Consider the following 12,596-nt stretch of genomic DNA (forward strand, 5'->3'; position numbering starts at 1 on the left):
ATAAGAATTATTTAAGCTATTTTGATTTATTTAAAGGAGAAGTTTGAATTGAAAAAAATATGGATACTACTTTTCTTTTGTTTCACATTTATATTGGTAGGATGCAATAAAGGCGAAACTTCAGAACAAGCATTTGAAACATATATAAAATTATGGAATGACAAAAAATTTGCAGATATGTATGATCAACTGTCAAAACACGCAAAAGAATCCATTTCAAAAAAAGAATTTACAGAGAAAAATGAAAAAATTTACGAAGGTATTGGAGTTGAGAATTTAAAAATTAAAAGAGAGAAAGTAAGTAAAGATAAAAAGGAAAGTAAGGTCATTCTTTTTACCGTAAGTATGGATACAGCAGGAGGAGAAATTTCTTTTTCACATGAAGCAACACTTGTGAAAGAAAAAGATGGAGATAAGAAGTCTTGGAAAATAAATTGGACCCCAGACTTTATCTTTCCAGGGATGAAAAAAAATTATAAAGTCCGTCTGCAGACAGAGCAAGGAAAACGCGGTGAAATATATGATCGAAATGGAAAAGGGCTTGTAGTGAATGGAAAGGCAACTGAGGTTGGAATTATTCCAGAAAAATTAGGAGATACTGCAACACAAACGAAAGAAACAATAGCGCAATTACTTAATATGTCTATCGAAGAAGTCGATCAGAAGCTTACAGCGAAATGGATTAAACCAGATTCCTATGTACCAATTGGTATTTTACCAGAAGGACGAACACAAAGTGATTATATTTCGTTGGAAGGTGTTTCGTCTCGTCCGGTAAAAGTCCGTACATATCCATTAGGGGAAGCGGCAGCACACTTAACGGGATATATAGGAGAAGTAAATGCAGAAGAGTTAAAATTGCTTCAGAAAAAAGGATATCAAGCGGATGATTTAGTAGGTAAGACAGGATTAGAAAAAGTCTTAGAAAATAAATTGCGCGGTGAAAAGGGTGGACGCGTATTTATGGAAGATGAGAACGGAAAAGAGATTAAAAACTTAGCAAAAACAGAAGCAAGGGATGGAGAGAATGTTACATTAACAATTGATGCCTCAATTCAAGAAAAAATCTATAATGAAATGAAAAATGAGGCAGGATCTAGTGCAGCGATTAATCCAAAGACGGGTGAAACAATTGCCCTTGTAAGTAGTCCAGCTTATAATCCAAATATAATAGTTAGAGGGGCATCAAAAGCGCAACGTGAAGTATGGAATAATGATTTGAAAAATCCAATGATAAACCGTTTCACACAGGCAGTTGTACCAGGATCTGTATTTAAAACAATTACAGGGGCAATCGGTTTGGAAGCAAACGTTATAAATCCAACGGAAGAGTTTAAAATTGAAGGATTAAAGTGGACAAAAGATTCATCATGGGGAAATTATTATGTAACACGTGTGAAAGATGCTAGTCCAATTGATTTCGATAAGGCAATGAAGTACTCTGACAATATTTATTTTGCACAACAAGCTTTAAAAATAGGAAAAGATCAGTATGAAAGCATGCTTAAGAAGTTCGGATTTCATGAAAAATTGCCGATTGAATACGAATTTCCTATTTCAATCATTGCAAAAGATGGGATAAAAAACGATATTCAACTGGCAGATACAGGATACGGTCAAGGACAAGTATTAATGACACCTCTTCATTTAGCTTTAACATATGCACCGATTGTAAATGAAGGGAATATTCCATCTCCACATCTGATACAAAAAGAAGTGAAGAATTGGAAAGAGAATGTGATTTCTAAAGAAAGTCAAAGAATATTAAAAAGTGCGTTAATAAAAGTAATTAATGATTCCGATGGTGCCGGGAAAATTGCTAGGATTGATGATATGACTCTTGCTGGTAAAACAGGTACGGCAGAACTAAAAGAATCAAAAGAAGCAGATGGAAAAGAACTCGGATGGTTTGCAGCTTTCGATGCAAATGCGCCGGATATGATTGTTACAATGATGATTGAAGATGTGAAAGGAAGAGGGGGGAGTAATGTTCCAGGTGAAAAAATAAAACATATTTTTCAGAAGTGATACTTAGATTTAATCATAAAAAAAGAATCCTCTTATAAAGAGGATTCTTTTTTTAGAAAGTAAAAATATATTATTTAATCATCCGATTTAATTTTTTATCTCATTATACAACTCTAGCCCTTCTTTCACATTCAAGCCATTTTTAACAATACCGTGTATCGCTTGAATCATTGCAGCTGGATGTTCTGACTGCCAAATATTTCGTCCCATATCAACTCCAATCGCACCCTCTTGCAATGCTTGGTATGTAATTGTTAAAGCGTCTTCGATCGAATCTAATTTTGGGCCACCTGCAATGACGACTGGGGCAGGGCATGTGCTCGTAATTTTTTCAAATCCTTCGCAGTAATACGTTTTAATAATATCAGCACCCATCTCCACACATACACGCGATGCAAGTGCTAAAAAGCGTGCTTCTCGTTTTTGTAGTTCTTTTGCAACGGCCGTAATACCGAGAACAGGTAAACCGTAATCATGAGCCTCGGAAACTACGTTTGCTAGATTTGAAACAGTTTGTGTTTCATATTCTGAACCGACAAAAACAGATACACCAACTCCGACTACATTTTGCCGCAGTGCTTCTTTAATTGGTGTAACAATGGTCTCGTTTGCTAAATCTTTACCAACGACAGTTGGACCGCCTGAAACACGTAAAACCATTGGTGTTTTGCAGTCTTTAGGAATGCAGGAATTGAGTACACCCCTTGTTAAAAAGAGAGAATCTGTATAGGGAAGTAAGTTTTTTACTGTTTCTAATGGTTGTTCTAATCCATGAATTGGACCTAAAAAGTAACCGTGATCAATTGCTAACATAACTGCTTTTCCATCAGGCAGAATCGTATTTAATCGATTTTGAAATCCCCAAGTCATTGTGAATCACTCCTTCGTTAAATTTGGATTTTCTGTTTGTACAGTATCTTTTTCTTGTAAATGTGGTGACTTAATAAAAACAGCTTTAAAGATTTGATCTGAGTGGTTAATAAGATAGTGAGATTCATGAGGGCGAACTTGCAAGACGTCACCTTGTTTTACAGGAACTCTTTCATTATCAATATAGAAATCAATTTCACCTTCTAGGGCATAAAAAATTTCTTCGCATGTAGTATGATAATGATTTTGAAACTCTTGCCCAGGCTGAATGACTACAATGCCAAGGTCAATGTTAGGGCCCTTTATTAAATATTTTGGGCCGTTGTTACCAAAGCGATAGGAGAAATCCTCTTCATTTACTTTGAGCATATTGTTCACTCCTTTATGAATGTGTTACAGTGCACCTGGTGCAATCCACATATGTGATGTGAAGCCTTCATCCGCTAGCGGGAGTTGTTTTTCATAAACAGATTTCCACGTTTGATAGAAATTTTGATATAATTTATAATTTTCAGCATTCGGTTCATAGGTGCTTTCCCACTTTACAAATTCCTGAGAGATTGTTTCCATAGAGTCATATATTCCAGCACCAACTCCTGCCGCAATTGCTGTTCCTAAGGCGGCCGCTTCTTTTACAACTGGTACTTTAACAGAAATTCCGAGAACATCCGCAACAATTTGGGGCCAGAGCTTGCCTTTGGCAGCACCCCCAGCAAATATCACTTCAGAAGGGAACTTTCCTGTTAATGATTCTATTAATTTTAAATTTCCAAGTGTTATAAATGCAGCATTTTCTTCGAGTGCACGGAACAGTTCTTTCTTTCCGCATTTATTAGCATCTAAGCTTAAATTAATGAAAGAAGGTGCGGCATGGCGCCATGAAATGTAGTTCATTACATTTGAAAATATAGGAATAATGCCATATGATCCGACTGGCACATGTTTTGCTTGTTCCTCTAATAATTCATAAGCATCTACACCTAGTTTAGTAGCAAGTTCTTGTTCTTCTTGGCAAAAACCATCTCGAAACCATCTCATCACAAGCCCGGGGAAAAAAGCGATTGTTTCATATTGCCAAAGTGTAGGGATAGCGTGGCAATTGATGCGAATACGAGCATTTGAATCTGTTTTTGGACTTGTTATATTTACTTCTTGTTGCCAAAAGCTCCCTCCGCAAATAAATGTTTGTTCAGGATGTACGACTCCCGAACCGAGTGAAGCCATCTGGGCATCTCCGCCCCCAGCAACTACCGGTGTTCCTACATGTAAACCTGTTAGTTCTGCACTTTGTTTTGTGATATTACCAATAACTGTCCCCGCTTCATTTACATTTGGAGAAAATGATAAGTTTAGACGGCATTGCTCAGCAATCGAATTATCCCAAGTTCTATTTTCTAAATCAAAAATACCAGATGTACATCCATTGGAAGGGTCTATTTGTAATACCCCGCACAATTTATATAAAATCCAATCGTTTAACATTGTAAAGGAATAGATTTTATCATATATATCTGGTTGATGTTTTTGAATCCAAAGTAGCCTAGGCAGAGCGCCAAGTGCAAAAGTTTGCCCTGATTTCATATATAAATCTTCTTCAAGATGGGAGCGGATCTGTTTTAATTGACTTACTTCAGAAGAAGCACGGCCATCAACGTTCGCACATGCCCATATTTCTTGCCCACTTTTATCATATAAAACAAATCCTTCGCGCATACTTGTTGCACTAATCCCTTTAATAGAAGAAGGGGATATGTTGCTTTTTTGAAGTACATCTTTTGTGCATTCTTGAACGAGTTTCCAATTCTCTATCACATCAAAATTCACAGAACCAGGATAACGAGAGTCGGGTTTATGAACCCACTCTTTTTGACTCACAGCAAGCTGATTTCCTTGTAAATCGAAAAGGACGGCCCTGATACTACCAGTACCCGCGTCATAAGCTAATAGAGAAGACATTATGATTCACCTTCCTTTCTCAATAGGGAGAGTGCTGTGTCCTCATCGGTAATTAATGTATGAATGAATCTACCTTTTAAGGCTCCGTAAATTGCATCTATTTTTTCTTCACCGCCAGCTACACCGACTACGTGTTTCATCTTTTGAAGAGCTGAAAGAGGTGTACCAATTAGGCGGTCGTGATGGGGAAGTTCTAGTAATTCTCCATGTGTATTATAAAATTGTCCTAGAATATCTCCGGCACCATTTTGACTTCGTATATAGGTCATTTCACGAAGCGTTAATTTTTCTTCTTTTACAATGGTTGCATCATGAGATAAACCACCAATACCAACTATTGCTGTATTAGCAAGTGAAGCGACATGTAGCATATCTTTAACGGCTGGTTCGGAAAGGATACTTTGTGCCATTTCGGTTGTGGATGCTAAAAATGGCGTAGGAATGATATGAAGTTCGCCTTGCATGTGATTGAGATAGTTTTGTTTTCTAGGAAGGTAATGATTTACACCACCTGTAAGAGTAACGATTGAAAGTTGTATAGATGCTTCAAAATGGATGTTTTCTAACATTTTTGATATCGTTTCCCCCCAACCAATGCCGAGTAAATCTCCTTGTTGTAAATGTGTTTCTACATATTGCGCTGCAGCTTTCCCTAAAGAAGAAGGGGAATTTTCCATTAGCGTAGGGATAATAAAAGAGTCTTTTAAATGAAATCTTTTAATTAGTTCACGTTCAATGCTTAAGCAATGTAAACCCGTACCTTTTACATGAAATGTAACGACACCTTCAGATCGAGCTTTATCTAATAACCGTACGACCTTATTTCGTGAAATGTGAAGCAAAGAAGCGATTTCCTGCTGCGTTAAATGATCTTTATAGTAATACCAGGCTACTTTTGTTAACAAATTTTCTTCAAAGTTCAACTGTGACATTCTCTTCATCCCTTTCAACAATTGACCGATGCTTAAACATATGTGCTTATTTTTTTGTTTATACCGATAGAAGTAGTAATTGTGTTCAAGAAAAATTTGTTCTAGATATGAAAAAAGGGATATACAATGCTACAAAACAAGTAGAACAAAAAATCATTTTCTCAAAAATTGTTCTGTATAAAGGCAGGTGACAAGATGTGGAGAATGCCCCCTTATTAAAAGTGAGGCAAATGAGTAAATCATTCTCAGAACAAAGGGTACTAAAAGAAGTGAATTTAGAATTAGACTATGGCGATGTATATGCTTTAGTTGGCGGAAACGGTGCTGGGAAATCAACATTGATGAAAATATTAACAGGTTTATACTCTTATGATGCTGGGGAGATGTATGTAAAGGGAGTAGTGCAAAGTTTTTCTAATCCAGCGGAAGCACATTTAAATGGTATTTATTTAATTCCACAAGAACCGTTAATTTTTTCTCATATGACAATTGAAGAAAATATATGTATCGGAATAAAAGCAAAGAAGAAGGAACTTCGTACAAAGATAAAAGATTTGATAAAAAGTTTAGGGTGGAACATAGAACTGAGTGCAATTGGAAGTTCATTATCAATTGCACAGCAACAATTAGTAGAAATATTAAGAGGGTTAATAAGAGAAGCAGAGATTCTTATTTTAGATGAGCCAACATCGACATTAACAACTCATGAAATAAAGAGTCTTTTTGTGCTGATAAAAGACTTAAAAGAAAAGGGAATCGGAATGATTTATATTACACATCGTTTTCCGGAAATCTTTGAGATTGCGAATAAAGTAGCTATTTTGCGTGATGGAATGATAGTGAGTCAAGGGGATGTATCAGATTATACATACGACATGCTAATGGAGGGATTATTGCCAAAAGATTATAAACAAGAGAAGAAGAAAGTGGCACCTCAAGAAACGATGAAACTTTCTCAACAAGTATTAGAGGTAACAAATCTGTCGAGTTATGCATTTCAGAATATATCACTAAATGTACATGCTGGAGAGATTGTAGGGATTGCTGGTGTTGTTGGATCGGGTAGAACGGAATTAGCAGAAGTGTTATATGGGATAAGGCCCATACGGTCAGGGGATATTTTATTAGAAGGGGAGTCAATTGCAAGGTGTTCTACGAGCAAACGATTAGATAAAGGGATGGTATATGTTCCAGAGGATAGGGCAGGGAATGGTATTTTTTCAATTCGGTCTGTTAAAGAAAATATAACGGCAGCTTCTTTACACCGAATGAGCCCATTCTTTTTAAAGTGTAAAAAAGAAAGCGCTTTAGCGGAGTTGTATATGAATAAGTTTCGGATAGTTGTTTCCAATGTAGATGAAAAAATGACATCTTTATCAGGTGGAAACCAACAAAAAGTTGTATTAGCAAAATATCTTGCTTGTGAACCTAAATTAATTATTCTTGATGAACCAACGCGCGGGATTGATGCAAAAGCAAGATTAGAAGTATATGAGGCAATTCAAGGTTTAAAACAATCAGGGCTTGCGATTTTATTAATTTCCTCAGATGTAGAAGAAATTGTTCAATTAGCAAACCGGGTATATGTGATGAGGAATGGAAAACTTGTTTCACATTTAGAGAAAGGAGAAGTTTGTATAGATGAAGTTACACGCCTTGCATATGTGGGAAGGGAAGGTGTAACGGAATGAAACGTTTTTTAAATATAGTTAAAATGCATGAAACATCCATTATTATTTTATTACTTATTTACATAGCCCTCGTAGGAATTATTAATCCTAGTTTTGTTCAGTTTAGTTCGCTTTCTTTAATTATGAAATCAAGTCTTATTTTAGTCATACTAGCTATTGGTCAATCATTCGTATTATTTACTAAAAATATTGATGTTTCAGTCGGTTCTATTATGGGATTAAGTGCAGCAATTTGTGGGATGTTTTTGACAAATGGTAATAGCATCTTAATTTCAATCATTGTTGCAATCTTGCTTGGAGCTGTGATTGGAATGATAAATGGCGTTGGGGTTACGAAGTTTCGTGTACCGGCAATTATTATGACATTAGGAATGTTAGGAATTATTAGAGGAGCGATGTTGATCTATACAGGTGGCAAATGGATTGAAGATATTCCTAAGTCTTATAAACAGATGTCTTCTGTCATGATACTAGGGCTTCCAGTTACAGTATGGATCATTTTGGCTATTTTACTATTATTATATATCTTTTTAAAGAAAGCACCTTTTGGAAGATATTTTTATGCTGCCGGAGATAACGAAGACGGAGCACGCCTCATTGGAATACCGGTAGACAAGGTGAAAATATATGCATTTATTATTTCTGGGATGAGCGCAGGGGTTGCAGGGTGCATATTTGTTATGAATATCGGCTTTGTGCCAAATCAAACTGGTACAGGAATCGAGTTACAAGTAATTGCTGCCGCTGTTCTCGGCGGAATTCATCTAAAAGGTGGAACAGGTTCTATATTTGGAGCAGCACTGGGAGCGATTTTTTTAGAAGTTATAAGTAGTTCACTAGTCTTTTTAAAAATACCTGCTTTTTGGAATAGTGCTATATCAGGATTCTTACTGTTACTTATTATTATATTAGACAGCATCTTAAAAAAATGGAAGGGAATAAGACAGTTGGAAGAAAGAAGGATGAATCTATGAAGTATGCACGTGGATTTTTAAGATGGGAAGGAGTTCTTATTGTATTACTTATTATAGAGTTCATTCTCTTTGGTTTGTTAAACAGTGATTTTTTAAATATTAGTAATTTACTTTTCAGTATGAATGACTTCGTTTTTATTACGATTGCCGCAATTCCAATGACTTTTGTAATTATAACAGGTGGAATCGATGTATCTGTAGGATCGATTATGGGGCTTACTTCCATTCTTATTGGTGTACTCTGGATGAATGGAATTCCGGTTATTTTAGCTGTAATTATTTCCTTGTTTATCAGTTGTCTAGCGGGTTGTATCAACGGGGTGATTATTAAAACGACAGAGATAGAACCTCTTGTTGTTACACTTGGAACGATGTTTTTATATTCAGGAATTGCACTTGTTATCTCGGGTGGCTCAAATGCCAGTGGATATGAAGGGATAAGTGGTTTACCGGATTCTTACGTGCAACTTGCAAATGGAAGTTTTATGGGAATTCCTAATTTAGTATGGTTACTTTTCGTTTTGACTGTTTTGTTTACACTCTTACTTCATCGAACAAGGTACGGACGTTATGTCTTGTTGACAGGTGCGAATGAAAAGGCAGCTAAATATTCTGGTATTCGAACAAAAAAAATAGTAACTATTTCCTATATTCTTTCTGGGTTAGGAGGTGGATTAGGAGGGGCTTTTTTAACAGCATATTTTGGCTCAGCTCGAGCTGATATTGGAAGCGAGACAATTCTGCCGGTTATTACGGCAGTTGTATTAGGTGGGACACTCATCACTGGGGGAAAAGGAAGTATTCTTGGAACAGTACTAGCAAGTATATTTATTGGAATGATGCAGTACGGTTTACAAATGACAGGTTTAACGAACGAACAGTCAAATGTAGTTATTGGCATTATACTGATCCTCTCTGTTATTATTAGGCATTTCAAGTTACAGCAACTCACTATGTGGAAAAGAAGGAAATTGCATAAGGGGGAAATGTCATGAAAAGAAAACTAGGGATCTTTATCATTATATGTGTTTGTATTATCGGTTTAATTGCATGTTCTAGCAAAACAGCAGACAAGAAAAAAGCAGATGATGTGAAATTTGCATTCATTCCGAAATTGACAGGGGTTGGCTTCTTTACATCAGGTGGTGAAGGGGCAAAAGAAATGGGAGATAAATTAGGGGTGCAAGTGAAATATGATGGGCCATCAGAGGCGAGTGTATCAGGACAAGTGAAATATATAAATAATTTTATTAATCAAAACTATGATGCGTTAATGGTTTCATCTACATCGGTTGATGGTCTGACGCAATCCTTACAGAGAGCAAAGAAAAAGGGAATGACAGTTTTAACATGGGATTCTGATGTGAATCCGAAAGATCGTTCATTTTATATAAGCCAAGGAACACCGGAGCAATTGGCAAATTTATTAATTCAAATGACCTCATCACAAATTGGAGATAAAGGAAAAGTAGCATTCTTTTATTCAAGTCCGACTGTAACAGATCAAAATCAGTGGGTAACAAAAGCAAAAGAGATAATAAAAGAAAAATATCCAAATTGGGAAATTGTAACGACGCAGTACGGAGAGAATAATGCACAAAAATCATTATCGGTTGGAGAAAGCATTTTAAAAACGTATCCAGATATTAATGCGGTCATTTGTCCGGATGCAACGGCACTTCCAGCAATGGCACAAGCTGCTGAAAACTTAAAAATGGATAAAAAGGTAGTTGTGACGGGATTTTCAACTCCAAACGTAATGCGTGATTATGTAAAACGTGGAACTGTTCAGCAATTTGGATTATGGGATGTAAAACAACAAGGCGCACTTGCAACTTATGTTGCAAATGAAATTGTGGTAAAAGGAAAGAAATTAAAAGTTGGCGATAGCTTTGAAGTTCCGAATATAGGTAAAGTAAAGGTGGAACCGAATTCTATTCAAGGTTATGACTACGAAGCAGATGGAAATGGAATCATTGTATTACCAGAAAGAGTTGTATTTACGAAGGATAATATTGATAAGTATAATTTTTAATGTTGAAATGAAAAACGTCCGGTATTTTTATCGGACGTTTTTATTATGCCAATCTTTTAGAATCTCTTCGTCAATTTGTCCAACTGCTTCTTGTGTACCATCACCTTTTTCAATTCTAACCTCAGCCCATTCTGTATTACTAACGACATACCAAAACCTTTTCGTTCCTTCAACAGTAATGATTTTTGCATTTTTGTTCCCGACATAAACTTTAGTAATAGCGTTATCACGAATTGTTCCAGCATAAATGTAAGGGATTTGATGCATGGAAGTCCATCTTACGGGGCTATTCCATTCAGTTCCTGTAGTTCTTATCCAATTCCATTTGCCATTTTCTTTTTCAAAATAAGCAATAAATATTTGTTCACCTTGCTGGTTATGCTCTGTAAATATTGCTACGGCATCATTTTCTTGTGAAACATTCATTTCTGTATGAATGAGAGTGTAGGAATTATTCTTTTGTCCAAAATACATTTTTTGCATCTTTTCATGGAAGTACATATAAAAGGATTGCTCTTTTGAACAGCTAATAAGAAATGTGATTAATATGAGGAAAGTATAGGTTATATTTCTATTCAACTTGCTACCTCCTTTTATCTTGAAGGATAAGTCTTTTTAGCAGAATAAGTAGAAATGTCCTAATAATTGTATTTATGTTAAAATTATTCTGAATATTAAATTATGTGATTGGAGGAATCGATTTGCTTACACAAGAACAAATCTCCAACTTATTTAGAAATTTTTCTATAAAAGAAGGTAAAGGATCGAGCGATTTATACGAACATTTATCATTGGAAATTTCAGAAGATGAGGAAATCCTTACATTAGCGTCACACGCACAACTTGGTCAGCCAACTCCTAACTTATTACTTGGTGCCGTTCACTATTTATTACTGAAAGGGAATAATCATGTATTAAAACAATACTATGGTAGCCTTGTTTCTGTTCCAGAAAAAAATCTAGAACATGCTTTTCAACATTTTAAAGATTTTTGTCAGATTCATAGGGAAGAGATAATCAATATTTTAAAAACAAAGCTAGTGCAGACAAACGAAGTAAGACGATGTACATATTTATATCCGAGTTTTTGTTATATGTTTAATAAAGTGAATAAGCCTTTAGCGCTAATTGAAATTGGGACAAGTGCGGGCCTGCAGCTGTTCTGGGATCAATATAGATATTCTTATGGAACAGGCGAGGTGTTTGGAAATAAAGACTCTAAAGTTCATTTGAAATCAGAAATAAAAGGGGAGAATCAGCCATTTTTCTTACAACAAAGTCCACCTGTCGTAGAAAGAATCGGACTTGATTTACATATAAATGATTTAAATAATGAGGAAGATTATTTATGGTTACGCTCACTTATTTGGCCTGAGCATAAAGAACGACTTGAAATGTTTGATCACGCAGCAGCTTGTTTAAAAGAACAATCTGTGAAACTGATAGAAGGGGATGGAGTAGCTCTTCTTTCAGAAATTGCGGAACAAATCTCAGAGGATGCAGTAATTTGTATTTTCCACACACATGTGGCGAATCAAATACCAGAGAGTGTAAAACATAAATTAATAGATAAAGTGAAAGAAATTGGTGCGAAACGGGATGTTTTCCATCTTTATAACAATATGTGGGATAGAGATCTTCATCTTGATTATTTTATGAATGGGAAAGAATACAATGAAACTGTTGGAGAAACGGATGGCCATGCGCGTTGGTTTAGTTGGAGGTTGGGCGATAAATCGCTTTGTTAGATTGATATTTTAACGGTGTATAAAGAAGGGACAACTTACATGAGTTGTTCCTTCTTTATTGTAATACTAAAATGAACCTTTTGTGAGAAACGAGCGAATATAGTGTGAAAGATTGTTTAAAACGTGAGAGGGGAACGAGAATTGGATGAAATAGAACTAAAGGAATGGTTACAGAGAATGGCCTTTGGAGATCAACAAGCCTTTCAGGTTATTTATGAATTTACATGTAAAAATATTTGTAGAACAGTAGCTTTTTTAGTAGTAGATAAGCAGGATGTAGAGGATATTGTGAATGAAGTATATATTCAAATATGGAAATCTGTAGTTAACTATGATGTGAAAGGTGAATTAAGTTCAAAAAG

The 12,596-nt window shown here is 35.6% G+C and carries 11 protein-coding genes and 1 pseudogene; 7 read left to right on the forward strand and 5 right to left on the reverse strand.

What is annotated here, in order from left to right; all coding sequences use genetic code 11:
- Window positions 1–48: 48 nt before the first annotated feature.
- Window positions 49–2,028: a penicillin-binding transpeptidase domain-containing protein gene (locus MHH71_RS01355; protein ID WP_078212124.1), complete on the forward strand. Its 1,980-nt coding sequence runs from the start codon at window positions 49–51 to the stop codon at window positions 2,026–2,028.
- An 87-nt stretch (window positions 2,029–2,115) separates the two neighbouring features.
- On the opposite strand, the gene lsrF is transcribed toward MHH71_RS01355, so the two are convergent.
- Genes lsrF through MHH71_RS01375 form a run of 4 tightly spaced genes read right to left on the reverse strand, consistent with a single transcriptional unit; the run spans window position 2,116 to window position 5,804 of the window.
- Window positions 2,116–2,898, reverse strand: coding sequence for a 3-hydroxy-5-phosphonooxypentane-2,4-dione thiolase (gene lsrF / locus MHH71_RS01360; RefSeq protein WP_006095138.1), 783 nt, complete (start codon window positions 2,896–2,898; stop codon window positions 2,116–2,118).
- A gap of 6 nt (window positions 2,899–2,904) precedes the next feature.
- On the reverse strand, window positions 2,905–3,267 hold the full coding sequence (locus tag MHH71_RS01365) for a cupin domain-containing protein (RefSeq protein ID WP_006095139.1): 363 nt from the start codon (window positions 3,265–3,267) through the stop codon (window positions 2,905–2,907).
- 24 nt (window positions 3,268–3,291) lie between these two features.
- Entirely contained in the window at window positions 3,292–4,854 is a 1,563-nt protein-coding gene (gene lsrK / locus MHH71_RS01370) for an autoinducer-2 kinase (RefSeq protein WP_006095140.1), read from the reverse strand.
- Complete coding sequence (locus MHH71_RS01375) at window positions 4,854–5,804, reverse strand: sugar-binding transcriptional regulator (RefSeq protein ID WP_006095141.1); 951 nt, start codon at window positions 5,802–5,804, stop codon at window positions 4,854–4,856. The genes lsrK and MHH71_RS01375 overlap by 1 nt, the downstream gene beginning before the upstream one ends.
- Before the next feature lie 179 nt (window positions 5,805–5,983).
- Between MHH71_RS01375 and MHH71_RS01380 the strand changes: the two genes are divergently transcribed.
- From MHH71_RS01380 to lsrB, 4 genes are read left to right on the forward strand one after another with little or no spacing between them, the layout of a single operon-like run.
- The gene (locus tag MHH71_RS01380; RefSeq protein WP_006095142.1) at window positions 5,984–7,477 is read left to right on the forward strand and encodes a sugar ABC transporter ATP-binding protein; all 1,494 of its coding nucleotides are present in this window, start codon (window positions 5,984–5,986) and stop codon (window positions 7,475–7,477) included.
- Entirely contained in the window at window positions 7,474–8,451 is a 978-nt protein-coding gene (locus MHH71_RS01385; RefSeq protein ID WP_033798937.1) for an ABC transporter permease subunit, read from the forward strand. The genes MHH71_RS01380 and MHH71_RS01385 overlap by 4 nt, the downstream gene beginning before the upstream one ends.
- The gene (locus tag MHH71_RS01390; RefSeq protein ID WP_033798938.1) at window positions 8,448–9,446 is read left to right on the forward strand and encodes an ABC transporter permease; all 999 of its coding nucleotides are present in this window, start codon (window positions 8,448–8,450) and stop codon (window positions 9,444–9,446) included. Before MHH71_RS01385 ends, MHH71_RS01390 begins: the two co-directional genes overlap by 4 nt.
- Entirely contained in the window at window positions 9,443–10,486 is a 1,044-nt protein-coding gene (gene lsrB, locus MHH71_RS01395; RefSeq protein ID WP_033798939.1) for an autoinducer 2 ABC transporter substrate-binding protein LsrB, read from the forward strand. The genes MHH71_RS01390 and lsrB overlap by 4 nt, the downstream gene beginning before the upstream one ends.
- 27 nt (window positions 10,487–10,513) lie before the next feature.
- On the opposite strand, the gene MHH71_RS01400 is transcribed toward lsrB, so the two are convergent.
- The gene (locus tag MHH71_RS01400) at window positions 10,514–11,065 is read right to left on the reverse strand and encodes a hypothetical protein (RefSeq protein ID WP_033798940.1); all 552 of its coding nucleotides are present in this window, start codon (window positions 11,063–11,065) and stop codon (window positions 10,514–10,516) included.
- 122 nt (window positions 11,066–11,187) lie between these two features.
- Here MHH71_RS01400 and MHH71_RS01405 point away from each other — a divergent pair, with 122 nt between their 5' ends.
- Window positions 11,188–12,234 (forward strand): DUF2332 domain-containing protein, encoded by a 1,047-nt coding sequence (locus MHH71_RS01405; protein ID WP_033798941.1) that lies wholly within the window; start codon window positions 11,188–11,190, stop codon window positions 12,232–12,234.
- Between the two features lie 141 nt (window positions 12,235–12,375).
- Window positions 12,376–12,573 (forward strand): annotated as a pseudogene (locus MHH71_RS01410) (RNA polymerase subunit sigma-70); the annotation flags it as partial.
- Window positions 12,574–12,596 lie beyond the last annotated feature (23 nt).

Source organism: Bacillus sp. FSL H8-0534, from assembly GCF_038005885.1.
Classification (GTDB): Bacteria; Bacillota; Bacilli; order Bacillales; family Bacillaceae_G; genus Bacillus_A; species Bacillus_A pseudomycoides.